Source organism: Arthrobacter sp. KN11-1C, assembly GCF_052180225.1.
Classification (GTDB): Bacteria; Actinomycetota; Actinomycetes; order Actinomycetales; family Micrococcaceae; genus Arthrobacter.
The window spans coordinates 2,611,200-2,637,856 of record NZ_CP197467.1 but is presented as its reverse complement, the minus strand read 5'-3'; the positions used below and the strand labels follow the sequence as shown (position 1 = coordinate 2,637,856).

Below are 26,657 nucleotides of genomic sequence, written 5' to 3'. Positions count from 1 at the left end.
CAAGTGGCCGCATTGACCGGTCAATTCGCGGGCATTCGGGGAGTCTGGGGCAGACCTTCGCTGCACAAAGTCGCCGAAAAGGCTTCGGCGGCCGCTCGGACGTTCTGGGGCGAGACTGAAATCCTCGATGAATCCGTCGATTCCACGAGCCCGGCGTGACGCATGAGTGCGATCTGCCGGTGAACGGCTGAGGACGAGATTCGGAGTTCGGCTCCGACTTCTTCGCAGCTTGCGGGCCCCGTCCTGAGAAGGAAACGGATGATTCGGCTTCGTGTTCGGTTCATCAAGATGTTCGACATGGAGACCATAGCCTGGGAAATGTTAGAAGTGCTGCTGTAGACGGGTCTACAGCAGCAGGTTACGCCGGCTTGCTGAAGTTGGGAAGGCCTTCATGGACGTGGGTATCCTCATTGCCCTACAGGGTCACCCGCGAAATACTGGGGACACCAGTGAATGCCGCGAAAACTGATCCCGCTATACCGCGCCAGTAAGTCCCGAGGGGGTGTCCATGCCAAGTGAAGAGCCGGGCTCGACTGGCACCCTGACCCCCCAGGCGGAACTTGCGCGACGCCTGAATCTGCTCCTCGACGTAGTGGTAGCGGAGCGGGGAAAACCGGTGACGTTCCGCGAGGTCCAGGATGAACTGGCCGGAAGGGGTATCAAGCTTTCCAGAGCGCGCTGGTTCTACATGAAGGACGGACGCGGTCGCCTCGTTAGCGATACTGAATTGCTAACCGCCTTGTGCGACATCTTCAACGTTGACCGCTCCTACCTTTTGGTTGGTGGTGACGCTAACTTGCCGGAGCGTATCGATTCCCAGCTTGAATTCGTCAAGTCCCTCCGTGCGGCACGGGTGAAGTCCTTCGCCGCCCGAACTCTAGGAGATGTCTCGCCGGAGACTCTTCGAGTGATCTCCGAGTATCTCAATAAGGACATCAGCCGGCATCCTGCTGGCGAGGAGGCTGCCACTAGCTCTCCATCAGATACTGAAGATGAGCATCCAGAAGTTCCTTAATGCGGACAGCGTTTGCTGAATAGCGAGGTGACCGGCCGTGCCTCCGGCCGGGTTCAACGTCCACGTTGATAGCGCCGGACTCTTCGAGGGCTAAAAGGTGTTTGGCCACGCTTGGCTCGCCCGCACTCACTGCATCCACGATGTCTCCGCGGGTTGCTGGGCCGTGCGCCGAAAGGTAGCGGAGGATTTCGTTCCGCGACCTATTGCCAAAAGTCGCGACGGCAGCCTCGACGTCGGACGACCAGGCGTCGTCGTGAGGCTGAGTAATCCTTGGCATGGAACCATTCTTACCGAACGAGTCTAGAAAAGTAAGACTCGCAGTCTTGACGATACTTTAATTATTCTTGACAATAGTTTGCATAGCTTTGTTGCGACTGTGGGTGGAGTCGATTCTGGGCTGACACCCTCGTGTGCGGGGTTACCCGCGTCGGACTACAGGAGTCTGCTTTGTCGAAGCGGTGAAGACAATGAGTGTCGAAGACGGGGCGAATCAAGCCCAACAAAAACAACCAACACCAGCGACCATAGATGTATCTCTGACCAGGCCTCTCGATCCGGGGCCAATCCCGGTTGACCAGATCATGGTGGCCGTCGAGGGAGTACGACGTTACGTCGTTTCACATCTCTCCAGGATCGGCCGAGCATGCGATGTGGACGATGTCATGCAAGACATCCGGTTGGCCGTCTGGGATGGAGTCGCACGCGGCCACTATCGCCAACTCTCCGGTGTTCGCTTTGAGGCGTGGGTACAGGGAGTGACCGGCAACCTATGCGCCGCACACATTCGTCGTGAGCTGTCCCATCAGACGCTGCCGCTACTGGTCGAACCAAGCTGCGGTGACTGCCCGGCCTCGTCTGACGCGCTCGCTCTCTTGGCTATCGACCGGAACTGGGACAGAGGCGCCGACGGGGTAATAGACCAGCAATGGGCGCGAGCGATTATTGCCCTGACCCGAGCCAGTGTGAATGAAAGCGTTTGGGGCCTAGCCATGGAGAGTCTCACTGCGCCGCGTCGATACGGTCCGCCCTCGCCACAGGATCGCCGCCGGTGGCATGCGGTGACAGTGGTGCGCCAGACCGCGAAGACTGTTCAAAGTGCCTTGGAAGTGGAGCCGGCAGACATCCGCAGCATGGAAGATCTCTGCCAGTCCGCAGCTGAATGCTTGCCGACGCTAGTGCTCCGCCGAGTTGCGGTCAGCATCGTTCGGCGAGGTGTTCGTGGGTCGGAGAGGAACCGAGCCCTGGAGTCTTTGGCCGCGGAGCTCGGGGTCACCGAACGCTATGTTGCCGTGCAGATTGGATTCGCCCGGCGGCTGTATCAGGCGTCGTGGAGGATTCTCCGGAATGGAATGACAACGGCCCCTTGAGTCATGTCGTGAGCCTGTACTGCTTGCAATGAAGGGGACAAGGAGGCAGACATGGGGCTGTTGCAGAGGCGTACACCGCTAGGCTCAGGGAGACGGCGGTTCTGGTGGATCGGCGTCCTGGCAATTCTGAGCGTGGTGGCGGCGATGTTCATTCTTGCGCTTCCCGCAGGCGGGACCCGAACGGAGCCGGCTTCACCTTCGACGGCGGCCCCTGCAACCACCGGCGCCGCGACGTCGTCGACCGTCTCGCCAGCCGCATCGCCGACCTCAGCTTCCGCGATGGTAACTCCACAGGCGATCGGCGAACCACGCACATCGGACTTCCGCAGACTCGCTGGCGCGGCAGCGACGGCGATATATACCTGGGATACGCGAACGGCGTCGTACTCTGAGGTCTACTCCCGACTGCGGGACTGGTGGGACGTTCTGCCGGACGGGTCCAACCCACTAACGGTGTTTGTACAGGAGTTCGAAGCGACCGGTGTTAACGCCGGAACCTTTGCGACCTTGGCGGGGGAACAGGCACGCCGTTCGGCGACGGTCCTGTCCCTTGTGTGCGACGGCGAGCTGGCCAAGGTGCGCGACCACCCGGCGCCCTGGGTTGGCCTCCATGTCTGCACAGCCACTCTAAGCGTTGTGGATCAATCGAACTCGGACCGCAACGCCTATGCCGCTCCCGTGAGCGTCATGGTGAATTGTCCACCGGCCACTACAGCCCCGATCGATCATTGCCAAGTCGTTGGCTTCTACGCGACGCCGAGCAAAATCGTCTACTGATGCCTGCTCCCGCGGTTCTGACCGGATTGGCGAAGAGCCGAGCTATTTTGCGGGCATCGACGGCTGCAGTTATGGCACTGATCCTGGTCTATGCCTTTGCGTTTTGCGCTGGTGTTGCAGTGTTTGCCGCCAACTCGGCGACAACTTCTAATACTTGTTCGTTCGGTGCGATCGCCAATGCACAGCCGACATCGGACGAAGCCACTGGTCTGGAGATTCAGCCACACAGCCAGGCCCCGGCCACTCTAACTCCCGCACAAGTGGCAGTTGCCCGGATTTACATTGCAGTTGGAAAACAAATGGGCGTCCCCAGGGACGGCCAAATCATCGCGATCATGGTGGCAGTTCAGGAATCCGGACTAAGAGTCTTGGCGAACACAAACGTTCCCGCTTCGCTCTTGATTCGGCACGACGGCGTCGGCAGCGACCACGACTCCCTCGGCACCGCCCAGCAACGTCCAGCCGCAGGCTGGGGGACCATCGAGCAACTCATGGACCCTAGCTACAACGCTCGGGCCTTCTACGGCGGATCCAGCGGTCCCAACCATGGCAGCCCACCCGGGCTGCTTGATATCCCGACCTGGCAATCTATGGATAAGGGCAAGGCGGCCCAAGCTGTTCAAGTATCAGCCTTTCCTGAGCTGTACGCGCGCTGGGAACCTGAGGCAACGGCCATCGTTGATGCGCTCGCAGGTGGCCCTGCATCAGCTTCCTGCGACAGCTCTCCTAACGGTTCGACGCCGCCGGGAATAGCATCAAATCTCAGCCAAATCCGGAAGGACATCCTGCACTTTGCTCAAGAAGGGCTGGGTGGGGCATACGTGTGGGGTGGAACGGCGTTCAAAGCGTGGGACTGCTCCGGCTACGTTCAATGGATCTATAAACAGGTGGGGATCAACCTCCCACGTGTAGATCAATGGACCGTCGGGCAGCGAACGGATAATCCACAGCCGGGGGATTTGGTGGTGCAGAATCCGCAGGGACCCGACAACTGGGGTCACGTCGGCATCTATGCCGGTAATGGCATGATGTACAGCGCTCTTAACCCAGCTGTTGGAACGTTGCGGCATCCTGTCGCATGGAACACGGGCACTGCGTACTTTGACCTCTTGCCCTGACATCCTTACACATAGTCGCACGGACGCGTGAGCAACCCCGAGGCGACGGTAAGTGGAACGAACGCCCTTATTTGCCGAATGGAATAGCGACGAAGTTCCGTTTGAATGTGTATGAACCGGTCAGGAGGGGTGGAGGTTGTCGCTCCTGAGGGATCGCAAGCGCCGCGGATGCTCGATGTCACGGTCGATCTCGATCTCGTGAGCGACTTCGGTGGCCAATGCTGCAATTTGTTTGACACTTTCCTCTCGCCTTCGGCTTGTGTCAGATAACGTCGGATAGTATCTGTCCGTGGCTAATAAATTGAAGGTCGGAGAAGTTTTTGTACCGGGAAAGCTTCCCGCACTGACCTATAACCCCCGTGCGGAATTGCATTTGGAGAGGGACCTGCAAGATTATCTGGACGAGACGGGCGCGATTCTGACGGTTGCTGGACCGACGAAGACCGGCAAGTCCGTGCTCGTGGAGCGCGTGGTCTCCGACCCGGTTTGGGTTGATGGACAGGGTATAGATTCGACTGACACTCTCTGGCGGCTCATCGCCGACCAGCTTGGCGCATACCACCAGATTCAGGTCGGCGAAGACCACGGGGAAACTGGCGGCGGTGACCTTTCTTCGGAGGCAGGACTTCCCGGCGTCGCCAAGATCGCCGCAAAGGCTGCATACAGCGCTACTGACTCGACGACATCCCGGTATGGAGCGGACCGGCCTATGCCAGCGGTTGCGCGACAGGCTCTAGTGGCATCTGGTCGGACAGTCGTCATTGACGATTTTCACTTCATCGATCGTCCGATACAGCGTCAGATTGTGCGTGCGCTTAAGCCGCTAGTGTTGGCCGGAGTTGCCATTATTTTCGTATCCATCTCGCATCGCGTTCAGGACGTCGTTACGGCCGAGCCCGATATGACTGGGCGCGTTGTTCCACTCAAGGTGAATTTCTGGAGTATCGAAGATCTGCTATTCATCGCTCGCCAAGGTTTCGCTGCCTTGAAGGTGCGGGATGCCAACGAAGTATTGGCAAACCGACTCGCCGAGGAGTCTTACGGGAGCCCCCACCTCATGCAGAAATTCTGCCGAGAATTGTGCAAGGCAAATGACGTACGGGTCGCTCAGGACGTACTTGTGGATCTCAACGCTCCCGCAGACTGGCCAGCTTTCTTCAGGGCTCAAACCGACCCGGCCTCGCGTGACTGGTTTGAACGATTGATCAGTGGCCCGCAGGAGAGGGGAAATAAGCGCACGCAATGGAAGACCAAGGATAACGGGACTCTCGATTCCTATGGGTTGACCTTGCGAGGGATCGCTCAGACTGGTCCTCGTCTAGAGCTGACCAAAGAAGATATTCGGGCAGCGGTTGAAGCAGAAGTCGAAGGTGCAGGCCCAGCGGCGAACCAGATCACCCGTGCTCTACAGCACCTAAGCCGGATCGCCGCCAAGCGGATGAATGAGAGGCGCCCGACTGAGGATGAGCTCGATGCAGAATCTGACGAAGAGTCCGACATGTTACCCGACGTTCAACCGGTCCTTGAGTATGTGGAAGACGAAACGAACTCCCGCCTCCATATTTCAGATCCGTTCTTTGCGTTCTTCCTACGTTGGGGTAGCGAGCAGTTGCTCCTTGCCGGGCCAGCCTCCCCGGACGTTGAACAGCCGGCCGCGCCGCGCCCGGCGTCGACGGCGCTTCACTTCGATCAGCAAGGTAGTCCTTAGCCCTTTGTGGTTTTCCCGAGGTTTGGGTCCCGCTGTGCGCGGACAATGAAGGCCAATGCAAGTAACTAAGGCAGCAGCTCAAGAACAGGGAGTTACTGCGATAGGTTGGTCCCCTTGTTGGCGAAGCCGCTTTTCCTTGGGGCTCTTTGAGGTTGCGCTCATGTTTTCGCCTCTCTTTCCCCGCCAAACCGAACGTTCGCGTGCTGAGGCAGGGCGTCGGGACAATTCTGCGGAGAAGCCGCTGGATCGATTTGCCCCATGTAGGGAGCGGTCTGGCCTGATCCTGCCAACCAGGTGCCCACGAAACGCTCAGCACAGATTGCTAGGTGGTGTGGCAAAGTTCTCTCGAAGAGCGCAGCCGAAGACGAGAGATGGGCCGCATCGGCAAACCGTTCGCCACGCAAGGTCTCGACGTCACCATGGCGGCCCGTGTGGGTGCGGGGCCCCGCCGCGGAGGGCGAGACCGCCTAAATGGGAAGATTTCAAAGTGGGCGGATTGGTGTCAACGCCCTCATGGCCCGATTACTGATCGAGAGATCCTCATCCGACAACCGAAGGGATAATCACTCACGCATTGCGCGTCGCAGGGATGGACTGCAAACACGTCCAATGCCGTTACCCAGGATGTTTGGCCCAAAGTCAATTATGTACTGTCCGGTCATCTATCCATTCCGGAACGTCATGTCGCTCCACGCCGTCGCCTCCATGAAGCCGTGAGCTTACGCAGCTCATTCCTCTGGAAGACGACGGACGGAGCACTCAATGTTGCTGGCAGCTGTAGATCCCGGAATCACCCCGAATCCTAACTTTCCCTTTCTTGCCTCGTTGAAGGAGATCGGTGGCGGCATCCTCGTCGGTGCCTTCATCGTGATCGCGATCGTGGCGATCGTGGGGGCGGCAATGCTTCTGGCTGGCAAGTTGAGTCAGTCGTCGCGGCTGGCGTCCGGCGGTGGCATGATCTTGCTCTGGACTGGCCCGGTGGCTGCGATCCTGGGCGGCATCAACGGCTACATTCTCTGGTCCCAATCGGCGTTCCCGCTCGGATTCTAGGTCCGATCTGTTATGCCGGTCCAGTGTGACCTGGATGGGTGGTGGCCGCCGGGGTGCGGGCTCGTCTCCCAGGCGAACGATGGTTTCCTCGGAGCCGTCACGGCCCTTTTTGCGAATATTCTCCAGAACATAGCGTCCTGGATTTGGTCATTTATCACGGGGGCATTCAGCGTCTCGAACGTTGATGACTCGCAGTGGATCGTCGTGCAGGGGCTGACGAATTGGTGGGTCGTTGTCATGATGACCCCGCTCGTCGTGGCAATGATCCTGCAGCTCCTATCGGGCTTGATCAGCCAACAGCCCCGCCGCCTCGTACGGGCCTTGGTAGGCGGGGCCGCAGCCATTCCCATGGTGGCCGGAGCGGTTTTCCTTGCTCGCCAGCTCACCCACATCGGCGACTCCGCGTCGCAAGCAATCCTCGACTCCATGGGAACGGACCCGTACGTGGTGTTCATGCGGCTTTTCGGTTTCGAGCGGGCACCCGCGGGATCCGGCCGGGATTGGAACGTTGTGTCCTTGGCACCCGGCTCTAGCAGTGGGGCGGCCGGGGCAGTGATTGTCACGGCGATGGCCGTCATCGTTGTCTGGATATTGGCATTCATTCTGATGTGTTCGATGATCTTCCGGTCATTCGCGCTCATCGTGCTTGCCGCCGTAGCCCCTGTCGCTCTCATGCTCATGCCGTGGGAGAAAACAATATCCTGGGCGCGACGCTGGTGCGAGATCGTCGTCGCGCTGCTCCTAGCCAAGCCTCTGGCCGCGACCGTTCTGGCGGTTGCTATCAAGCTCTTCGCCGAGTCGAAGTCGTTCGCTGGACTGGCTGCCGGCGTGGTCGGAATGACACTTGCGTGCGGCGCTCCTCTGATGGCCTTACGGCTTGTCAGTTTCGCCGGCGGGGAACTGGCCGCGGCTGCCCAAACTGCCGGCGGCGGTCACATTCTTTCGCGCAGCTCCAGCTTCACTGCAAGGCAGATCAGCCGACAGACGGGTGGCCGATTCACGCTTGCTGGCATGGCTGCCCGTTCGTCGATAACTCGCCCGATCCCGTCGAGTCGTCAGCAGTTTCCTACAACTGCATTGCCGCCCAAAGTGCCACTACCCGGAGCGCCGACTGGTACGACGTCGTCGCGGAGTTCCGTCGAAAGTGCCCCTACCTTGATGCTCGACGTCGGCGGGTCAGCTCCCGGTCCTGCATCGCCTCTGGCGCGGGCCACCCGCGGACCGTACACGAGGGAAGGATCGCCGTCCGGTCAGTCGGCTGCCAGTGTCACTGACGAGTCGCCGCAGCCTTCAGCGTCACGCCCCTCGTCTGTTCCTATTGCCTCTCCATCGATAGCGCCGACAGTGCCACCACCGGTCCGACCAAGAACGATTGTCCAGCCCGCGAAAGACAGTGATTCCAGTGTCTGAAAATTCACGCACCCTCGAGGCCGTCAAGTTTCCTCGCTACGAACGTCGCGGTCTGTTCATGGGCTTGAAGTGGTATCAGTTGCTCCTCCTGGCGGGTGGCGTCCTCGTGGCAAGCGTGGCCTCGGCCGCTAACGGACCGGTCGGACTATTCGCGTCAGGACCGATGTGGCTCGGGCTAATGCTGCTCGGATTGCTGCAGTACTCACGGATTCCATATCCGGTATGGGCCAGTCACGCCGTCGTGTTCTTCTATCGATCAGTCATCAACCAGACGCGGTTTTTCGTCAGGCCCGAGCGAGCTGTCCTTGCGGGCCGTCTGGCACTCCCGGGCGGATTGGGAAATCTCGAGCTGCGCCGAACCTCGCGGGGCGAGTCCTTCATCATTGACGCCAGGGGCAGGGAGGCCCTCGCGGTACTGCGGTGCAGCACGAGGTCTTTCGCGCTCTTGGACACCGACGACAAAGCCTGGGCAGTACAGGCCTGGTCCCGTGTTCAGGCGGGCATGGCCCAGCGCAGCTCTCTAGCGAGAATTGCCGTTCAGGATTACACGGTTCCGTATCCGTCGAAGGCCCTGCGTGACTTCTACGAACACGCCGTACCGCATCGGATTGCGGACACACGAGAGCTGAGCTGGGGCGAGCGTTCGTATGAGGATCTGATTTCTGCAGCTGGGTCGGCCATGAGCCACGATCTGCTTCTGACTCTCGTCGTGGACACGGCCAAGGCCCGAAGGCGGATCAAGGAGTCCGGCGGGGGACTGGTCGGCGTTGAACGCGTACTCCGGTTGGAGGTGGAGGCTATGACCACCGCACTGGGAACACACAACGTCAAGGTCGAGGAGTGGCTCCGCGAGGACGGTATCCTCGGGGTTTTACGCGGCGCCTTCGACCCGGCGGCCGTCGCCATTCACCGGCAGCCACCAGCCACCAAACCCATACACGAGAGCGATCCAGCGTCCAAACTGCCTTCGGGCCCTATGGCCGTCGAGGAGCACTGGACCTATGTGCGCACCGACTCCGGGTTTCATCAGACGTTCTGGATCGCGGAGTGGCCTCGGCAGAAGGTCTTTCCGGGCTTCCTGCATCCGCTGATCTACGTCGGAGATTTCCGCCATACGGTGACTGAAGTGATCCGGGCAGTGCCCACGACTGAGGCGCTGCGGGATATCCGTTCTGCCCAGGAAGCCCATGAAACCCGGCGTCGAATCAACACGAGGTTCGACAGGCCCCTCACGCGTGAACAAAAGGCGGAAGAAGAGGAGGTGGCTCAGCGGGAGGAAGAGATCGTCGCCGGCCACGGTGACGTGCGGCCCTCGGCGTACGTCACGATCACGGCAGCCACGCTCGAAGATCTGGCGCGGCACAGGCAGGAGCTTGAATCGGCGGCTGCAGGGGCCTTCGTTGAATTGCGGTTGCTGGCCGGGCAGCAATGGGCTGCGTTCGTTGCCGGCGCCCTTCCGCTCGGGAGGGGGCTCCGATGAAGCGAACCATCCAAAATGTTCAATACGTGCCGTCGGGTGACAACCGCAGGGAAAGGAAGGAACGACGCAGGCGCGAAGGCCCGGGGGAGAGCGGACCGTGGATATCTGCGCTGCGGGGCTTCGGAGACACAATCGATGGTCGGCTGGAAGGTAGCGAACACGGTGGGGACTGGGGGAGTAGGGAACCAAAATCTCTGCGTGGCCCGCATCGTCTGCGTCCAGCACCGCACCGGGCTTCCACACTGACGTTTGCGGCGGCCTATCCGTTCATCACTGAATCGGGTCTGGGTCATGAGGGCACGTACATCGGCACGGATGTCTTCGGGTCCGGGGCCTTTTCCTACGATCCGTGGATTCTCTATGACAATGGTGTCATCAGCGGCCCGTCGATCGTGGTCATCGGCACCGTCGGCACTGGCAAGTCCATGTGCGGTAAATCCTTGGTGGCCCGCTCGATCACGCTGGGGCGGAAGGCGGCAGTAGCGTCTGATCCCAAGGGCGAATGGGTGGCCGTGGCCAATGCTGTTGGCGGCAAAGTCATATCCGTCGGGCCCGGCCGCTCAGCCCGAGTGAACCCCCTCGACGCGGGTCCGCGTTCCAGCGCGCTGAGTGAGGCGCAGTGGCAGGCTGTGGTACGCCAACGCCGTCGCTACCTGTTGGTGGCGTTGGTGTCCCTCATGCGGCAGGGCATGCCACTTCGCCCCGTGGAGCACACGGCGCTGGATATGGCGCTGATGGAGACGGTGTCGCAGAACTCGAACCCGACGCTACCCATGGTCTTGGATCATCTGCTGAACCCATCGAAGGAAACGATCGGGCTCGTCGGCAGGGACGGCGGAACGGCTGTCAGCCACTCGCTCCGACGCACAGTGTCAGGCGATCTGGAAGGAATGTTCGACGCCCCTTCCACGGTCGCCTTCGACGCCGACGCGCCCATGATGGTGATGGATACCTCCGCCCTGATCGGCGCTTCTGAGCAGGCCCTGTCACTCGCGGCAGCGTGCGGGGCGACCTGGCTGGAGGCAGCGGTCACCAATCCCGACGGCGGCAAGCGGCTAGTGGTCTACGACGAGGGTTGGCGGATGCTTGCCGATCCCTACATGCTGGCCAAAATGAGCGAGCAATGGCGACTCGCCCGCACCTACGGGATTGCAAACCTGCTCATCATGCACAAGGTCGCCGATCTCAACGAGATCGGCGACAGCACCAGCGGACACCGTCAGAAGGCCCTCGGGCTTCTCACGGAAGCAGACACGCGCATTATCTACCGGCAAAAGCACGATGCCATGCGCCTGACCAAGGAAGCCCTCGGCCTGACCGAAGCCGAATGCGAACACGTCGAGAACCTTCCCAAGGGCGTAGGACTCTGGAAGGTCGGAAACCGTTCCTTCATCGTTGCCAACAGAGTCACCACCGATGAGCTAGAAGTCTTTGGCACCGACGACCGGATGATCTGATGTTCAGCCACCCGCGCGCAGGAAACACCAGCCCACTCGTCACGGCCGGACTCGTCACCCTCTCTGGCTTCGTGAGCCTTTCCTTCCTGGTTCAGGGTGCCGCCCGGCTTGTCGTCACTTGGCGGTGCGGCACCTCGTCGGCCTCGCCGCCAAACCCGGCGGCCGCCGTCGGACTCTTCACTGGCCGGATCGATTGGATCGTGCGCCGAACTCCCCTCTGCGACGTCGGCACGGGCGAGGTCTGGTGGCTGGTCGCCCCGGTACTGGTCGCGGTCGCCGCGCTCGCGGTGAGTGGGATCTGGGCTTGGCGAAGATGGAAGCAATCGGGGGCATGGCTGCGGCAAGAGATCCTGAACCGGGATGGCATCGCGCGCCGCTCCGAGATTCTGCACGACTTCGGAGCCGGGGCCGTCCGGAGGCGGGGGAAGTTCACGCGTCCCGGGCTGAGCAACCCGAGTATTCAGGACCTTTCCTGGATGCTCGGACGCTCGCGCGGTGTCACGATTCACGTCTCAACTGAAGAATCGATGGTGATCCAGGGTGCGCCGCGTTCGGGCAAGGGACTCTACGTGGTGATCAATGCCATCCTCGATGCGCCCGGGGCCGTGGTGACGACGTCCACCCGGGCCGACAATCTTGTCGTCACGATGAAAGCTCGCGCCACGGGCAATAGGCCTGTGACCGTGTTCGATCCGCAAGGAATGTCCGGTCTGCCGTCCACGCTGCGTTGGTCTCCGGTCAGCGGCTGCCAGGACCCGGATATCGCCACGCGCCGCGCCTTGGTAATCACCGCCGATACGGAGATGAAGGGCGAAAACGCCGCGTGGCAGAAGCGCTCCCTGATAGTCCTTCAGTGTTTGCTTCACGCCGCGGCGTTGTCCGGGGAGGGGGTCCGAGCCTTTCGGCGTTGGTCCTCGAGTCCGGTGTTGGCTCGTGAGGCTGTGGAGGTTCTCAGCCGCCCAGGGGCTGCATTGGGGTGGCAGGCAGATCTGATGGGGATCCTTGAAGATGATCCAAGGAACACCTCCAACTCTTGGATTGGGGTCTCGGCGGCCGTGGCTCCGCTGTCCTCGCCGAAAGTCTTGGCTGCGCTTGACCCCCAGGACGAATCGGAGGAATTTGATCCGAAAAGCTTCATCCGAGATCGCGGCACTCTCTATCTGATTGGCACACGAGCAGGGGCCGCCGCGGCAGGCCCTTATCTCTCAGCTTTGATTGACGACATCGACTACGCCGCCCGGGAAATGGCGTTCGTCTCGCCGGGCGGCCGGCTCGATCCGCCTCTGTCTTTGATCCTCGACGAGATCGCCAATCTTGCTCCTTGGCCCGGCTTACCGATTGCCCTTTCGGACGGTGGCGGAATCGGCATCTCAACACTCGTTGTGCTGCAGTCGCTCTCCCAGGCCCGAACAGGTTGGTCCATCGACGAGGCCGCCACGATCTGGGATTCGGCCATCATCAAGGTGATCTTCGGCGGCGGCTCCGACGAACGTGACCTCCGCTCGCTCGCGGGGCTGCTGGGGGAGCGAAGCCTCACCCTGACTACGCGCTCATGGTCCTCGCAAGGCCGTCAGGACGGCGAGCAGATCCGGGAGAGCCCGGTCATCGCCCTCGATGAGATCCGCCGGCTGCCTACCGGCACGGCCCTCATGCTTGGCCGGCGCACAAGACCGATCCTGTTGGACCTGCGCGAATGGCGCAAGCGCAAGGACGCGGCCGAACTTGGGCGCTCAAAGGCAGAAACCGAACGCGCACTCACCGAAGGGCACAAACAGCGACAGCAAATAGCCGAAGGAACCAGCGATGGGGAACTATGACGATGTCGAACACTTTGACATTCCCTCAGCTGGAGCGGACGACGACGAGCTGACAGCCGAGCTGTTCCGCTCGGCCTTCCGAGCCCCGAACGGTTTGCAGGGCACGACTTATCGCTGGCGGGATATGGGCCCTCAGCAGGCCGTAGGCGTCTGGGCTGCGCTCGCAGACTGGGTGAGATGGCTTGTCGCGACCTACCAACTGACGACGTCAGTGGTACCCGATTGCTGGTGGAAGCACCAAGAGATCGTCGCCGAGCTCTACGCCCTGCAGCGGGCAGAACAGGCGTCCTACGCCGCCGACGATGCTGGCTTCGGACCGTTGGCTTTTCACGAGCGGCTCCCACACGCCGTCGAACGCCTCAGAACCCACACCCGAACGGCCGGCTGCGTCGGCCTGCAGTCACACAAAGAACCCACCTCAAGAGTTCTCACGGTGGATGGTCCAGAGTTCATCGAGTGGCAGGCAGCTCACCATCAACTTGGTGCCGAGTTCTGAAGTCATGCAGTCCGCGCGTCTGCGGACATGAACAGATATCCGCGATTGCGGAATCCAAGAGGCATGGAGGTGGCTGTCGTGGCTCCGAGAGGCGAGGGCGTATCGAATTCTGAGGCGCACGATCCCGCGCCCGCCCTGGTGGCATTGGGCCAGTCGCGGATGACACCGGAGGAACGCATCTCCGTCCTGACGGATGGCCTCCACACGATCCTGGAACAAGCCGTTGAATCACCTTCCCACTGGCAGGTACTGCTGGACGCTTCGGCCACCCTTTGGCGATACTCCGGCGGGAACGTGGCCCTCCTCATGATGCAGATGGCCCAGCGCGGTACCGAAGAGCCCACACTCGTCGCGGGGTACAGGGAATGGGAACGCCACGGCCGAGCTGTGCTAAAGGGTGAGCATGCCCTGTGGGTGATTGCGCCGCGCACAGCACGCATGCAGGAATTCACGCTTCCGGATGGGACCAGGCAGCGGATACGCGTCGGAGAGAAGGCTCCCCGTGGCGCCGTCGACGATGGAAAGAAGACGGTCATCACCGGGTGGCGCGGACAGGCAGTCTTTGATGTCTCGCAAACCCAAGGGACTCCGCTGCTCGTGCCGCGAGACGGCACCGGGCCTGGCGTCGACGCCTCACAGCTTTTCGGATTGTTGACGGAGGTCGCTCACCGGCACGGTTTCGAAGTCCACGTCGACGCCGCCCAATACGGACTCACCAGCGGCTACACGGATTTCGCCAAGCACCGCGTCCAAGTGGGAGCGTGGCTGAGCACCGAGGAGCGCACCGCGGTACTCGCCCACGAGCTTGGGCATGTACTGCTGCATGGCCCGGACGACGCCGTCGGGCGGCTTTACGGCAGCAGTGCAGACCACCGCGGGCTTGCCGAAGTCGAGGCCGAGTCTGTCGCCTACACCGTGCTGCGGGCCCACGGGATCGACCGCGGACCACAATCGGCCTCCTACCTTGCCGGATGGGCAGACGCTGTCATCGAGACGGAAGGTGGTGTTTTGGCGGAGGGGGCGGATCACCGCAAACTTCCTGCCTCCCGGGTTGATATTGCGAAGTCCGTCCTCGGGCGAGTGACGGCAGCATCGAAGGGGATCCTCGAAGTCACTCATCCACCTGGCTTCGGGGGCAAGGTTCCCTCCGTCGACGCCGATCCTCGGCTCAACCAGACGGTGTCCTACGTCGGCGTGGGACGGCCCGCCGCGTCGATAGACGGGCCCACAATCGCGGGCCCTGGAGTCTGACTCAAACTATCTGTCCGGCGGGAGAGTCCTGCTGGGACTGGAAAGGAAAAGAACAATGAGCACCAAAATCCCGATCAGCATCGCCGGCAACCTCGTCGCCAACCCAGAGCTCACCTACGGCGAGTCCGGAGTGGCCCACGCCAAGCTGCGCGTCGCTGTAAACCAGCGAATCCAGGGAACGGACGGGACCTGGCAGGACGGCGAACCCGTCTTCCACAACGTCTCGGCCTTCCGGGCTCTAGCTGAGAATGCATCGAACTCACTGAAAAAGGGCGATCCGGTTACTGTGGCGGGCGAGCTCGAATTCCGCTCCTACGAGAAGGACGGTGAGAAGCGAGAAGCCCGCCGCATAGTCGCCGACACGATTGGGCCGGATCTGCGCTTCGGTACCGCCGTCTACCAGCGATCGGCGCATGCTGCCGTTGCTGCGCCGGATGCTGGCATTGGGTCCGGTCTAGAGGCGGCGGCTTCAGCGGAGGCCTCCTCGCCCGTGTACAACATTGCGACTAAGAGCCCGGTGGTGGTGCCCCCTTTTGGGGCGGCGCAGGGGAGTGAGATGAGTTACTAGTCGGGCGGCACCGAGAGTGCGGGGCGGGTGTCTGCACTCGTTGATCCGCCGTGGCCCAGGACGATCTCGCGGATGGCTTCGGCGGCGGTGCTTGGGCTCGAAGACATTCCTCCCGATGCTTTCGAGGATGTCGAAGCACGATTGCACGGCCCGGTCTCCGATTGGGGCCCGCCTACCCGGGCGCGCTACGGTATCGGGCCAGTTATCAGCCTCGGTGCCATCGAATCTCCAAAACAGGAACGTGGAGGGCGCGCCCAGGTCCACATCCCGCATTAGATGCAACAGGGTTGATTCGCGTCAATGTCCGGGCCTGGGGCTACCATTTGAATAGAACATATATTCGAATAAAGGTGTGTCATGTCTCTTGCCCTAGACCCTCGCATGATAAAAGCGGGGGCCGAGCCCGGGCACATCCCGGTGGCTCCGGTGGCGGTCCCTGCGGGCTACCCTTCGCCGAGCCAGGACTACTTTTCCTCGGAGCTCGACCTGAACGAGCACCTGATCAAGGACAAGACCAGCACCTTCGTCGTCCGCGTGGCCGGAGACTCCATGGAACCGGCAGGCATCAGCGACGGTGACGAGATCATCGTCAACAGGGCACTCGCTCCAAAGGACGGCTCAGTGGTGGTCGCGATCCTCGACGACGAACTCACCATCAAACGCCTCCGGATCACCCGGGCCGGCATCGTCCTGCAGTCGGACAACCCGGAATACCCGCCGATCCGCGTCCCTGAACTCTCCGATCTTCGGATCTGGGGAGTCGTCACATGGTGCCTCCACCATGTCTAATAAGCGGAATTGCATCTAATTCACCGTGCTCAGCTTTCATGCAGTCCGATCCTTCGGATGTCCTGTGCTCCTGAAGCTGTCGTAAAGTGGCAAACGTCACGGGGCGGCGCTGCCAATGAGGGTGCGCAGGACTGGGCCTTATAGGCCGAGGGCGCGTAGTTGAAAGTCGTTGGGAACCGAGAAGCTTACGAGGTGGAGCCGGTTCTCGCTTTTGATGGAGACTGCGGCGTGTGCCGTTCCGTCGGCGAGGAGGGCAAAGTCGAGGATGTCGCCGGGCTTTGGCTTCGGCCGTGGACCTCTGTCATTGAAGAGCATGGTGAAGATGCGGTCATTCCCCGTGGTGTCCTGGGCTTCTAGGTACAGGGTTGTGCCGCTCTTGGACTGGGTCCGGCCCCGGACCGTGGCGATTATGTTGTGCCATCGCGTCTCCTGAGAGAACAGTCGCTTTGTGCTGCGATAGGAAAATGCCCAAAACAGGAGGAACAGGCCCAGCATCACGGCCATGATGGGGGCGATGATGGCTATGCCCTTCCATGCGTTCTCCCGGGGATACCCGTACCCGAGGACGGCGATGTCACCTGGGTTGTCGGGGTTGAGCGCGATCTGGACCTGCGTGCCGGGTTGGAGGGATGCCTTGCAGGCTTGGCCGGATTCGACGGTGGCGTGCCGCTGTTGACCGCCCAAGGTGTAGGCGACGCCGAGTGTGCAGTAGTCGTGGTTCTTGTCAGTGTGGGGCTGCTGGCTGGTCACGGCGGCGCCTGTTCGGACGGACCCGGCTGTGAAGGGTGCCAGTGCTACGCCGAGTCCGAACCCTGCGGCGATCACCACAGCGGTCAGGGCAACGGCGAAAGCCGTCGCGGTGAGCAGCATCCTTCGCCGCAAGGAACTGCCCGGCCAAGCCGGCGGCTGGTGCTCCAGGTACGGGCTGGCCTCCAGGCGCAGACCGTCGGGCAGGGCCACAGACCAGGACTCCCCGTCGCCCCCGACTACTTCGCGTGGCGCCGAGGGCACGTCCTCGCCGACGTGCTCGACCCGCACATCATCCCCTTGTCGATCCTTCATTCCCCCACCTCTCGTAGAATCACGGGCAGTCTATTCCACGGGTGCCGGGGCCGGGCGGGGCACGCCGCGCCCCTGAGACCGCCGGTGGCCGCCTTCGAGCGCATGGATCGGGATTTCCCGGTGGGTCGGCAATCTTCCATGACACTTTCGGTTTACTAACTGGTAGGTTGTCGGCATTGGGGCGCAGTGGGTGCTCCCGCGCGCTGAAACGGACTTCCCTGATGAGTGGTTACTACCCGCAGAACAATGACCTGCCGCAATCGTACGGGCCGATAGTGTCGCTCCCTTCCCCGGAGATGAAACGCTCACGGTCGCTGCGGACCACGGTCGGGGTCTCGTCCCTCATCCTCACCGCGGGGGCCGTGTTCTATGCAGGCCTAGACGTGTCCTTGCTGGGTCGTTTCAGCGGCGCCACTGACATGCTCTTCGCTGCGTCTGCCGCAGTGTACGCGGTCGGCGCCGCTGCCTACCTCGGAATCGGCATCTGGCTGCTCGTCACCCGTAAGAGGACGTCAAAGGCCCCGCTGATTACCGCAGCCGCGGTGGCCGGCGTTGCCGTGGTCCTTCTGCTGTTGGGGCTGGTGACGTCCCCGGCGGGGAACCATGCACCGCAATACGGCAGCCTCGGGCTGAACTTGCTCATGATCATTCGCGCCATCATGGCGCTGTGTATCCGGCCGGTCCCCGCCGTCGTTCCGGCCGCGCGGTTCTAAGTGGGAAACGATGGTGAAACGGGACTACCGGCCAGACACTGCCAACCTCATCGGACGAATCCTCATGGCCGCCGCTGTTACCGTCACGGCAGCCGGCTGCACTTATGTCGCACCGGAAGCCCCGTCCGGCACTTCAACCAATGCGGTGTCTGGGGCGTCGACCCCCCAAGCCGCCCCGACATCGGTGTCCGCCTCGTGGGATGCCCCGTTGACGGGCCGGTTCATTAGCCAAGGCACTCGGACCGTGGGGGTCGTGCACATCGCGGAAACAGAGGCAGGTGCCACCCTCACGCTGGAGAACTTCTCAATAGCCCCGAATCCGGACTTGAAGGTCATCCTCAACGAAGGAGCCTTATCCAAAGACACCTCGGGGGACATGGTGGTCGAAGACCCGAAGTTCTTGGACATCGGTGGCAGGTTGCAACCCGGGCCCGGCTCCCAAACTTTCAACTTGCCCCCGTCCCCGCCCTTCAGAATCCGAAGCGTCACGATCATGGACTCGCGGACGGGCGTTGCCTACGGGACGGCCGACCTGACCCCGGGCTCGGCCGTCAAGTAGGCCAGTAATGACGTGAACGGCCACGGCCAGCCTGCGGGTGGGAAGCACCGCCCAGCCAGCCTCGCGTCAGATACAACATGGTGGACTCGGCGCATTGTCGGTACTCGGCGCTAAACTTAGAACTCGAATATATGTTCGAAAAAAGCGTGTTGTGCGCGGCCGGGTTGGAAGTTGCATGCTATGCGACTACGCCGCGGGCAAGTGGCGAGCTGCGCGCGCTTTCAGGCTTGATCGCGAGGAATAGCGCCAATATGAATAACGCCACTTACCGACATAAACCAGCGGTCATGCGCCGCATGCAGGAGATCGCGCACATCGACGTCAACTGCTTCTACGCCTCGGCTGAACGGATCTTCGATCCCTCCCTCGAAGGCAAGCCGCTGATCGTCCTGTCCAACAACGACGGCTGCGCGGTTACGAGGTCGAACGAGGCCAAGAAGCTCGGGATCGCGCTCGGAGAGCCATGGTTCAAACTCGAGCCACGGGCCAAGGAATGGGGGCTGATTGCGAAGTCCAGCAACTACGAGCTCTACGGATCAATCAGCGCCCGGGTGATGGAGCTGCTGGCGCGGTATTCGGCCTGGCAGGAGGTCTACTCGATCGATGAGTGCTTCCTCGGCGTCAAGGGCTCCGGAGAGGATCTGCTGGCCCTTGGTAGGACGATGAAAGACGCCTGCCAAAGGAACGTCGGCGTGCCCGTGTGCGTCGGCGTCGCCCCCACGAAAACTCTCGCCAAGCTGGCCAACAAATGGGCGAAACACAATCCGGCGTTCGGCGGCGTGTGCCGCTGGGAGTCCGTGCCACCAGCGGAACGGGAGGCGCTCATGTCCCGGCTTTCCGTGATCGAGATCTGGGGTGTGGCCGCCAGGCTCACCAAGCGGCTTTATGCCATGGGGATTCACTCGATCCTCGACCTGTCACGCGCCAACCCTGTCGCCATCCGGGACAAGTTCTCCGTGGTGATGATGCGCACCGTCCTCGAGCTGCAGGGCACGCCGTGCATCCCTATGGAGGAAGAGCGGATCGGTCGGGACCAGCTCATTTTCAGCCGGTCCTTTTCCAAGCCGATCACGACGGCCGCGGACCTGCGCCAGGTCTTGAGCGTCTACGCGCAGATGGCCAGCGCCCGCCTGGCCAAGCACGATCAGCAAGCCAAGCTCCTGACCGCGTTCGCGGGGACGTCGTACTACAACCCCAATGACAAGTCGTTCCCTTCAGTGAACGTCCGGCTGCCGATGCCCACGGCAGATCCGGTCATCCTCACTAAGGCCGCCCACGCCCTGCTCCCGAGGATCGTCGAGGGCATCAAATACGCCCGGGCCGGGATCATGGTCACCGACCTGCGTCCCAGCGGAAACCAGAAGCCGCTGGAACTGTTCGAGAACGCCCACGAGGAACGAGGCATCGGGACACTGCTCGAGGACGTTAGCAAAAAATACGGCCGGGGCTAAATCGGTCTCGGGCATGCCGGCATCAAGCGAGGCCCGGACTGGACCATGAAGCGGGACATGCGCAGCCCGCGCTATACAACGGAATGGGCCGAGCTGCCCATCGTCCGTGCAGCGTGACCGGTCGCGGGGGAGCGTCACGATGGCATTTGCTGATTCCGACTCAAGTTAGCTATTGAAATTCTCGACGGCAGGTCGAATTCGTGCGTTCTGACTTAGGATGAAGCTCCGTGGCTCTGTGATGAAGCGGCGACAGGACATATTGGGGGATACAAAATGGCGGTGCCTGCTGGCTGGTATGTAGACGCGATCGATCCCGGGCAGCAGCGTTGGTGGGATGGAAATCAATGGACCCAACACGTCCGCCCCCAACAAACGGAAGTACCCATTCCGGAGATTCCCAAACACACGCCTGCACTCGCCAACGAGAAACTCACGCACCGAAATCTTCTTCGACGGCTCGGTCCCTCAACCTATGTAGCCGCCGGGTTGTTTGTAATCGCGCTGATCGCGCTAGCGGCCACTGGCTATTTCTCCACTTGGCTTGTCCTGGCTGACATCGTCTTGTTGTTGACAGGTCTCTACACATTGATTTCGGGAAGAGGGTCGTGGGCCCGCTTCACGGGGCGTCAAGCAGGCGCCGTCGCGTTTGGCGGCGGCATTGTCGGGCTCGTCATCGTCCCATTAGTGGCCACGGGAAACTATTGGATCTGCCTCTTCCTGATCGCCCTCTTGGCCCTTGGAACCGGTCTTTACACTCTGGTCAGCGGGCGACGGTCTTGGGCCCGAATCGCCGGACGCCGTATCGGGGCTGTCGTTGTTGGCGCCAGCCTTGTCGCGCTCATTGCCTCAATGTCCGCAGTCGCCGCGACGCTCCCGGCGCATGTCAAAGTTGCTGCGTCAGCGCAATCCTCTGTATCGGCCGTGCGTTCAGCGAACCCGACCCCAACTCCTAGCTCAGCGACCGCCACCCCCACTTCAAGATCCAGCCCAAGTCCCACACCCAGCCCAACGGTGACGACGGTGCCTTCTCCATTCGCCGACGCTGTTGTAAGCGGTACTTTCGCTGTCAATGCCTCGGGTGCCGTTCTCCCCGATAAGGCAGCAACCCCTGGTGCAACGAATCCTAAGGTCCTGCAAGGAACCATTAACGAGACAATATGCCTTAGTGGCTGGACGGCCACCGTTCGTCCTGATTCGTCCCTGACGACGACGCTCAAGCTCCGTCAGCTCACGGCCGGTTACGCCTACAATTCCGATACCAATCCGGCCGATTACGAAGAAGACCACCTGATTCCGCTCGAACTCGGTGGCGCACCTGCCGACGCTTTGAACCTCTGGCCCGATCCATACAACCTGCCAAATGGTGCCCGGACGAAAGACACTCTCGAGAACAAGCTCCACGACCTCGTCTGCTCGGGCTCTTTGCCATTGGCTACGGCCCAACAAGCAATTGCCTCTGATTGGTGGGCGGCCTACGAGACGTACGTGGCCCCGGCCCCGGCACCGGCACCCGATCCGGTTCAAGCCCCAGCCCCGGCACCGGCACCCGATCCGGTTCAAGCCCCAGCCCCGGCCCCAGCCCCGGCACCCGATCCGGTTCAAGCCCCCGATCCGGGCCCCGCTCCCGCTCCGGCTCCGGCACCAGGTGGCGGCGCCACCGCTTTGTGTGTTGACGGATCATATTCATTCTCCGCAACGCACTCAGGTACTTGCTCTCACCACAAGGGTGTGGCCGTCTGGTACAAGTGACACCGACGGGCAACCAGTCCAGATGTTAGTTCAGGTCAGCGGAACGTCCGCCCTTTGAAGTCTCTCCGAGTGCAGGAGCGTTGCTGTATGTACGGAGCCCATTGTTTGACGGTCTGATTTACGGGCCATAGGTCGTCATTGGCGTTCGTGAAGTTGGCTTCGCGTACTGCGCTGTCACGTCCTTGCACTCCGAATTCGCCGAATTGGCGCCCAACTGAGTCAGCGCTGACGTTCGTTCCATAAGGGACTGAATCTCGGGCGGCGCAGGAGATGAGGCCGTGAGACCCTTGCTGCGTCAGTGGGGTTGAAGCCAAGTCAGACGACAGGGCGGCACAACTCAGGGCAGGAGCCGAGCCTTTCAACTGCAGTCGATGAAAGCCCACATCTCGGATCCCCTTTTCTGCTTGTATTTGTCTGGGCTGACGAGGATCCGAGAAGGGCCAGTGTTCGGTGCTCGTCGGTTTCATTTTTCTTCTGATTCCACGGCGGTAGGAGCGATTACGACCACCTGAAAGGTACGCGGTTCGGTCGGACTAGTTCTTCTGGCTAGGGGCCCAAGCATGGCACCTCGAAGCCTGTATGAAGTAGGTGGCCGGCCACGGCGAACCCGGCCTGACCTGGGCTGGATCCGGTGATATCAACAGGACGGCCCCTGCCCAGATGGGTTCTTCCAATGCTTCCAGCCATGCACTCTGAACGTGACCGAAGCGGTTCCAGTTGATCGTGATCCACGAGCCGGTGGGCTCAAGAGCGTCGACGCTCAGGACTGTAATTTCTGCGGTTGTGCCGTGGGTTCGCCGAGCCTCTTCGAGGTGATCCCACTTACTAGTTGCCTCCACTAGCCAGGTACGACGGCGTCGCTCGCGCACCAGCCACATGGCGCAGATTAGGCCTGTGCAGACGAGTAAGACGACCCAGACAATCGCTAGGCCTGCGCCTTCTGGCCGGCTAACAGCGGGAACGAGCGCAGCAGCCATAACGACAGCCGCGCTGGCGAGAATCAGGGCGGGCGTCGCAACTTTCGGCTTGATGGCTGGGTTCGAGATCATGGCATGCCTTCCCGCCTATTTTAGAGCTGCCAGCCGACATTGATAAGTCGGGCTTCTCGGGAAACAGAGTCTTCGACCCATAGAGAAGAATGCTGCTGCCCGACTGAAGGGGACGCTGCGTGGTCAATGAACCCCCGAATGGTTTCATAGTGCGATTTCCGTTCCCACTCGTATTCCGCCGGAACAGGCCCGAGCGGAAGCGGCGAGTTTTCGATACCCCATCTGTCTCGGTAGACGGCGACTCTGCCAACCACGGGGAGTATGTCGTCCACGCCTTCCTTATGCAGAATCTCAAGTAGGTTTCGCTTCCATTCGGGGTCCGTAATGAGTGCTCTTCTGCTAACCTCGTCGGCCCTGTTGCTGATCCGTTCCGTCACCTGCGCGAGCATGTTGGCGAGATCGGGCCGATCAGCTTGAACCGGGTCTCCGGTAAGGGCAGGTTCACGGTCGGGCATTCCTGCCACGAAGTTGCGGAGCCGGGCATGGATGACGGCAGTGGCGTCTTTCGCTGTCGTGCTCGTCTCTAACGCATTTGCAACGATCCGCATCGCAGTTGATCGGTTCATTCCCGTGGATCGGCGCCATGCTGCGACGGCCGCGCCCCAGGACGGGGATTGCTCGAGTTCGCCAACATTGCAAGGGCTGTGGGCCTGGAGAAACTTACTCAGGTCTTCCGCGGATGCGATTTGTGCGAGGTAGTCATATTCGGCGCTGAGGCGTTCCAAGCTGTCGGAGCTGAGCCGTTCGGCGTCGCGGACTTCGTGGGCGGTCCGTTCGGCACCTTCCGCAGCGAGTACCTCTCCCAAGACCTCCAGCCACGAGGCATGCGAGGAGGGATCAAGAGGCTCGGCATCGGTAGGGTCAACGTCGCAGACATAGGCGTAGTTTCCCAGGCGTCCGCGGGTCATGCTCACGTACAGAAGCTCGCGGGTGAGTCGGCCCCGTGTGACGACGCTGTGGCCGGCGTCCACCGTGAGCCCCTGGGAGCGGTGGGCGGTCGTCGCGTATCCCAGCTCGACTGCAGACTCAACATAGTCTCGGTACAGCGTGACGGTGGCGCCGGTGTCCCTGCGGACCGCGGTAAGGGAGCAGTCGCGCCTGCCGATACGTACGACGTCGAGCAGGGTGCCATTGCGGATGAAGTCGCCATTGCTGTCGGCAACGGTGCGGTCGTTGCGGCGCGCGATGATCGTATCACCGCGGCCGGCACGCATCCCGTCGCCCAGAAGTACCGCCTGTTCGGCGTCCACATGACCCTGGATCACACGGTCTGCCTGGGCACGTTCGTTGAGCATACCGACGGTGTCGTTGTCCGCGGCGATGAGAATGGACGACCTTCCGGCAAGGATGTCGGCTTGCCAGTTCAGGTAGGCCTGGTCGACCATGTCCAGATAAGCGCCGTGCCGGATCCGCTGATGCTGCTCGTAGGCGGTGATGGCCGCCATGTCCCCTCTGCGGAGTTTCAGCGAGGCCTCGCGTTCCCAGACGTGTTCGAAGCGCCAGATGGTGCTCAACCGGCTGGTTTTGCCTTGTCGGTCCAGCCAGCCGAGTACGCCGCCGGCGTCGATCGCATCCAGTTGCCCGGGATCGCCCACCAATAGGACCTTGGCTCCGGCTTCCCGGGCCTGGTGCAGCAGAGCCGAAAGCTGAACGGTGGACACCATCGAGGCTTCGTCGACGACGACCAACTGGTTCCGATGGAACCGCCACCGATTCTGCTCTGCGGCCAGCCGGGTAGCTTCCTGCGCCAGGCGGGTGCTTGGAGCCACTGAGTTGCCCAGGCGCGCCTCGGTAGCGAGAAAGCGCTCAGCCCTGTGGCCCGCCCCCTCGCCGACGGACTCGTACAGCCATTTGGCGACGTTCTCTGTCACCATGGACAGCTCCCGCCCCAGGACCTCGGCGCTCGCCGCCGCGGGCGCCAGTCCGATGACGGAGCCGGTCCCGAATTCCGATTCCCAGGCGACCTTGATTCCGCCGAGGGCGGTGGTTTTGCCCGTGCCTGCCGGCCCGATGACGGCGTCGAGCCGGTTCCCGCTCAGCAGCACTTTGGTCGCGGCGGTCCGCTGGTCCTCGTGGAGCCCGAATTTGCCCTGATGTTTGTATCCGGTGAGTGCCTCCATGGCGAGGGTTGCGCGGACAGCCGGGCCGCCGTCGTCGTTCCTTGCCGCCAAGACCGCCTCCTCGCAGGCGAGCGTCGTGGTGTCGGTATAGAGGCGGGAACCATGGAAGTCGAAGACGCTCCGCTTGCCGAGCCGGAGATCGGGCCGCGCGTCCGCGGGGACGCTGTACCGGTAGTCATTCAGCGGAACCGATTGGGCCTCAGCGGCCGTGGCGACGGCATCGATCAGGGCGTTGCGGTCCTCCGGTGCGTGGCAGCGAATCGCGGCGCAGACCCGTTCGGCCTCGGCGAGGAGGTTCCAGCGGTTCCAGGTGGCGCGTTTGGCCGCCACACGCTCTCGCGTGAGGGAAGCCACGGCGTCGATCCAGTCGACGGTGAAGTCGGACGAACGGAACGGATTTGTCCGTGACCGCCGGATGGTGTTTGCCAGAACGAGGCGGGGGTCGAAGCCCTTGGCCTCGGCGCGTGCCCGCCAGTTTACGGAGAGTTGGTGCAAGGGTGCGATGGTCGCGGCTTTGGCGGTGCGGGTGGAGAGAGTTGCCTGCTGACGGAGCTTGATGGTGGTCGTCGCCGTTGGGGGAGTGCCGTGGGCCGCGGTCCATGCGGCTACCAGGCGGTCGGTTTCCTGATCAATCAGGCGGGAGCGGTGGGAGAATTCGCGGATCAACGTGTCGTGGACGCCGGTGAGCTGCGGGCTCGGGTTGTGGGTGCTGGGTGCGGGCTCCCGGATGTCGGTCTCGGTACCCAGGTGGCGGTGGAGGGAGTCGAAGAGCAGACCGTTGTAGTGCTCACTGGCAGCGACGGCGGCCTTGTAGAGCGTCCTTGAGTCGAGGGTGACCCAGACGCTGTCGGTGGTCCGCTGGACGCGGTTGGCGATCACCAGGTGCGTGTGCAGCTGCGGGTCCCCGGCGCGCGACTCCCAATGATCAAAGGCGGCGGCGATCGCCCCAGTGGTGCCGATGCGCGCGACGCCGTTGCGGCCGGATCTTGTGTGGATGACGGACTCTTCCAACCATTCCAGTGTGGCGGAGACGGCGTCGTGGTGGGTTTGAAGAATCTGGTCTTGGAGGGTCCGCGCGCTCAGCGCCCATAGCACAGAGACTGATTTGGGGGCGCTGAAGGTTAGGTCGAAGCCGGCGACAGCGCGACGCGTGCCGTTTTGTCCCTGGTTGTTTTGAACGATGGTGGGCTGGCCGTGCGGCCGGCCTAGGGGAGCGCCGGTGTCCGGATGGATGGTGTTGTCGAAGATGGCTTTCGCGTCGGTTTCCGTGACGAGTTCACCGGTTGTTCTGCCGATGCCGTCCAGTCCGGAGCCGAGCCAGCGGCCTTGCGGTGTCCCCGCCTTCAGGTAGTAGGTGGTTGCGTCCCGAGGAGTGGGCGAGACGTCGTCCATCATCGTTGTCTTGAACAGGTACTTTAGGCCGGACTGTGCGGAGAGCCGGGCGATGGACATGGTCATGGCCGGGGGATGAGGGATTGCTTACGCGCTGGTTTCCATCCGCGTCGGCGAAGGATGTCCAGCGTCGGGGGGTCTAGTGCGACGCGTTGTGCGTGCGAGACTGCAACCAATCGGGCGGCGATGTGAGCCAGATCTTGGATATTGATTCGTTGGGCGCGTTTGAGACGGGCGAGCTCGTTTTGGAGGAGTCTGA

The 26,657-nt window shown here is 61.9% G+C and carries 21 protein-coding genes and 2 pseudogenes; 19 read left to right on the top strand and 4 right to left on the bottom strand.

Translation table 11 applies throughout. The annotated features are described in order from the left end of the window. Positions 1–3: 3 nt before the first annotated feature. The gene (locus ACSBOX_RS12365) at positions 4–159 is read left to right on the top strand and encodes a hypothetical protein (RefSeq protein WP_442546096.1); all 156 of its coding nucleotides are present in this window, start codon (positions 4–6) and stop codon (positions 157–159) included. A 29-nt stretch (positions 160–188) separates the two neighbouring features. On the opposite strand, the pseudogene ACSBOX_RS12360 reads toward ACSBOX_RS12365, so the two are convergent. Beyond that, positions 189–284, bottom strand: a pseudogene (locus tag ACSBOX_RS12360) (hypothetical protein); the annotation flags it as partial. 224 nt (positions 285–508) lie between these two features. On the opposite strand from ACSBOX_RS12360, the gene ACSBOX_RS12355 reads away from it, so the two are divergent. Further along, complete coding sequence (locus ACSBOX_RS12355; protein ID WP_442542733.1) at positions 509–1,015, top strand: hypothetical protein; 507 nt, start codon at positions 509–511, stop codon at positions 1,013–1,015. Here the strand turns inward: ACSBOX_RS12355 and ACSBOX_RS12350 are convergent. After that, on the bottom strand, positions 969–1,292 hold the full coding sequence (locus tag ACSBOX_RS12350) for an ArsR/SmtB family transcription factor (RefSeq protein WP_370872733.1): 324 nt from the start codon (positions 1,290–1,292) through the stop codon (positions 969–971). The two genes, ACSBOX_RS12355 and ACSBOX_RS12350, sit on opposite strands and share 47 nt — an antisense overlap. A gap of 190 nt (positions 1,293–1,482) precedes the next feature. Between ACSBOX_RS12350 and ACSBOX_RS12345 the strand changes: the two genes are divergently transcribed. The 13 genes from ACSBOX_RS12345 (at position 1,483) to ACSBOX_RS12285 (ending at position 16,303) form a co-directional block, all read left to right on the top strand. After that, a complete protein-coding gene (locus tag ACSBOX_RS12345; protein ID WP_442542732.1) occupies positions 1,483–2,382 on the top strand; it encodes a sigma factor in 900 nt (299 codons plus the stop codon). A 51-nt stretch (positions 2,383–2,433) separates the two neighbouring features. After that, on the top strand, positions 2,434–3,159 hold the full coding sequence (locus tag ACSBOX_RS12340; RefSeq protein WP_442542731.1) for a hypothetical protein: 726 nt from the start codon (positions 2,434–2,436) through the stop codon (positions 3,157–3,159). Between the two features lie 71 nt (positions 3,160–3,230). Then, a complete protein-coding gene (locus ACSBOX_RS12335) occupies positions 3,231–4,277 on the top strand; it encodes a C40 family peptidase (RefSeq protein WP_442542730.1) in 1,047 nt (348 codons plus the stop codon). 289 nt (positions 4,278–4,566) lie between these two features. Further along, positions 4,567–5,985, top strand: coding sequence for a hypothetical protein (locus tag ACSBOX_RS12330; protein ID WP_442542729.1), 1,419 nt, complete (start codon positions 4,567–4,569; stop codon positions 5,983–5,985). A gap of 762 nt (positions 5,986–6,747) precedes the next feature. Further along, positions 6,748–7,035, top strand: coding sequence for a hypothetical protein (locus ACSBOX_RS12325; protein ID WP_078108165.1), 288 nt, complete (start codon positions 6,748–6,750; stop codon positions 7,033–7,035). 12 nt (positions 7,036–7,047) lie between these two features. Then, positions 7,048–8,445, top strand: a complete 1,398-nt coding sequence (locus tag ACSBOX_RS12320) for a type IV secretion system protein (protein ID WP_442542728.1) — start codon at positions 7,048–7,050, stop codon at positions 8,443–8,445. After that, on the top strand, positions 8,438–9,925 hold the full coding sequence (locus tag ACSBOX_RS12315) for an SCO6880 family protein (protein ID WP_442542727.1): 1,488 nt from the start codon (positions 8,438–8,440) through the stop codon (positions 9,923–9,925). Before ACSBOX_RS12320 ends, ACSBOX_RS12315 begins: the two co-directional genes overlap by 8 nt. After that, positions 9,922–11,382: an ATP-binding protein gene (locus ACSBOX_RS12310; protein WP_442542726.1), complete on the top strand. Its 1,461-nt coding sequence runs from the start codon at positions 9,922–9,924 to the stop codon at positions 11,380–11,382. Before ACSBOX_RS12315 ends, ACSBOX_RS12310 begins: the two co-directional genes overlap by 4 nt. Further along, on the top strand, positions 11,382–13,199 hold the full coding sequence (locus ACSBOX_RS12305) for a type IV secretory system conjugative DNA transfer family protein (protein WP_442542725.1): 1,818 nt from the start codon (positions 11,382–11,384) through the stop codon (positions 13,197–13,199). Before ACSBOX_RS12310 ends, ACSBOX_RS12305 begins: the two co-directional genes overlap by 1 nt. Continuing rightward, positions 13,186–13,695: a hypothetical protein gene (locus ACSBOX_RS12300; RefSeq protein ID WP_442542724.1), complete on the top strand. Its 510-nt coding sequence runs from the start codon at positions 13,186–13,188 to the stop codon at positions 13,693–13,695. The genes ACSBOX_RS12305 and ACSBOX_RS12300 overlap by 14 nt, the downstream gene beginning before the upstream one ends. A 78-nt stretch (positions 13,696–13,773) precedes the next feature. Continuing rightward, on the top strand, positions 13,774–14,946 hold the full coding sequence (locus ACSBOX_RS12295) for an ArdC-like ssDNA-binding domain-containing protein (RefSeq protein ID WP_442542723.1): 1,173 nt from the start codon (positions 13,774–13,776) through the stop codon (positions 14,944–14,946). A 55-nt stretch (positions 14,947–15,001) separates the two neighbouring features. Beyond that, entirely contained in the window at positions 15,002–15,514 is a 513-nt protein-coding gene (locus ACSBOX_RS12290) for a single-stranded DNA-binding protein (protein WP_442542722.1), read from the top strand. A gap of 381 nt (positions 15,515–15,895) precedes the next feature. After that, a complete protein-coding gene (locus ACSBOX_RS12285) occupies positions 15,896–16,303 on the top strand; it encodes a LexA family protein (RefSeq protein ID WP_442542721.1) in 408 nt (135 codons plus the stop codon). A 138-nt stretch (positions 16,304–16,441) separates the two neighbouring features. Here the strand turns inward: ACSBOX_RS12285 and ACSBOX_RS12280 are convergent, their stop codons facing one another. Beyond that, the gene (locus tag ACSBOX_RS12280; protein ID WP_442542720.1) at positions 16,442–17,365 is read right to left on the bottom strand and encodes a hypothetical protein; all 924 of its coding nucleotides are present in this window, start codon (positions 17,363–17,365) and stop codon (positions 16,442–16,444) included. Positions 17,366–17,586: 221 nt separating this feature from the next. Here ACSBOX_RS12280 and ACSBOX_RS12275 point away from each other — a divergent pair, with 221 nt between their 5' ends. From ACSBOX_RS12275 to ACSBOX_RS12260, 4 genes and pseudogenes are all read left to right on the top strand, one after another. Beyond that, on the top strand, positions 17,587–18,078 hold the full coding sequence (locus ACSBOX_RS12275) for a hypothetical protein (protein WP_442542719.1): 492 nt from the start codon (positions 17,587–17,589) through the stop codon (positions 18,076–18,078). Between the two features lie 10 nt (positions 18,079–18,088). Next, positions 18,089–18,637, top strand: a complete 549-nt coding sequence (locus ACSBOX_RS12270; RefSeq protein ID WP_442542718.1) for a DM13 domain-containing protein — start codon at positions 18,089–18,091, stop codon at positions 18,635–18,637. 287 nt (positions 18,638–18,924) lie between these two features. Then, positions 18,925–20,205 (top strand): annotated as a pseudogene (locus ACSBOX_RS12265) (Y-family DNA polymerase). Positions 20,206–20,361: 156 nt separating this feature from the next. Continuing rightward, positions 20,362–21,837 (top strand): DUF3761 domain-containing protein, encoded by a 1,476-nt coding sequence (locus ACSBOX_RS12260; RefSeq protein WP_442542717.1) that lies wholly within the window; start codon positions 20,362–20,364, stop codon positions 21,835–21,837. Positions 21,838–22,906: 1,069 nt separating this feature from the next. On the opposite strand, the gene mobF is transcribed toward ACSBOX_RS12260, so the two are convergent. Next, entirely contained in the window at positions 22,907–26,464 is a 3,558-nt protein-coding gene (gene mobF, locus ACSBOX_RS12255) for a MobF family relaxase (RefSeq protein ID WP_442542716.1), read from the bottom strand. Positions 26,465–26,657: the final 193 nt, after the last annotated feature.

What these genes read in the sequence shown, in the direction of transcription:
- ACSBOX_RS12280 (WP_442542720.1), bottom strand. Translation starts at nt 17,365, where the DNA reads ATGAAGGATCGACAAGGGGATGATGTGCGGGTCGAGCACGTCGGCGAG.
- ACSBOX_RS12275 (WP_442542719.1), top strand. Translation starts at nt 17,587, where the DNA reads ATGAGTGGTTACTACCCGCAGAACAATGACCTGCCGCAATCGTACGGG.
- ACSBOX_RS12310 (WP_442542726.1), top strand. Translation starts at nt 9,922, where the DNA reads ATGAAGCGAACCATCCAAAATGTTCAATACGTGCCGTCGGGTGACAAC.
- ACSBOX_RS12320 (WP_442542728.1), top strand. Translation starts at nt 7,048, where the DNA reads ATGCCGGTCCAGTGTGACCTGGATGGGTGGTGGCCGCCGGGGTGCGGG.
- ACSBOX_RS12290 (WP_442542722.1), top strand. Translation starts at nt 15,002, where the DNA reads ATGAGCACCAAAATCCCGATCAGCATCGCCGGCAACCTCGTCGCCAAC.
- ACSBOX_RS12345 (WP_442542732.1), top strand. Translation starts at nt 1,483, where the DNA reads ATGAGTGTCGAAGACGGGGCGAATCAAGCCCAACAAAAACAACCAACA.
- ACSBOX_RS12355 (WP_442542733.1), top strand. Translation starts at nt 509, where the DNA reads ATGCCAAGTGAAGAGCCGGGCTCGACTGGCACCCTGACCCCCCAGGCG.
- ACSBOX_RS12350 (WP_370872733.1), bottom strand. Translation starts at nt 1,292, where the DNA reads ATGCCAAGGATTACTCAGCCTCACGACGACGCCTGGTCGTCCGACGTC.
- ACSBOX_RS12285 (WP_442542721.1), top strand. Translation starts at nt 15,896, where the DNA reads ATGATAAAAGCGGGGGCCGAGCCCGGGCACATCCCGGTGGCTCCGGTG.
- mobF (WP_442542716.1), bottom strand. Translation starts at nt 26,464, where the DNA reads ATGACCATGTCCATCGCCCGGCTCTCCGCACAGTCCGGCCTAAAGTAC.
- ACSBOX_RS12260 (WP_442542717.1), top strand. Translation starts at nt 20,362, where the DNA reads ATGGCGGTGCCTGCTGGCTGGTATGTAGACGCGATCGATCCCGGGCAG.
- ACSBOX_RS12305 (WP_442542725.1), top strand. Translation starts at nt 11,382, where the DNA reads ATGTTCAGCCACCCGCGCGCAGGAAACACCAGCCCACTCGTCACGGCC.
- ACSBOX_RS12270 (WP_442542718.1), top strand. Translation starts at nt 18,089, where the DNA reads ATGGTGAAACGGGACTACCGGCCAGACACTGCCAACCTCATCGGACGA.
- ACSBOX_RS12300 (WP_442542724.1), top strand. Translation starts at nt 13,186, where the DNA reads ATGGGGAACTATGACGATGTCGAACACTTTGACATTCCCTCAGCTGGA.
- ACSBOX_RS12340 (WP_442542731.1), top strand. Translation starts at nt 2,434, where the DNA reads ATGGGGCTGTTGCAGAGGCGTACACCGCTAGGCTCAGGGAGACGGCGG.
- ACSBOX_RS12325 (WP_078108165.1), top strand. Translation starts at nt 6,748, where the DNA reads ATGTTGCTGGCAGCTGTAGATCCCGGAATCACCCCGAATCCTAACTTT.
- ACSBOX_RS12335 (WP_442542730.1), top strand. Translation starts at nt 3,231, where the DNA reads ATGGCACTGATCCTGGTCTATGCCTTTGCGTTTTGCGCTGGTGTTGCA.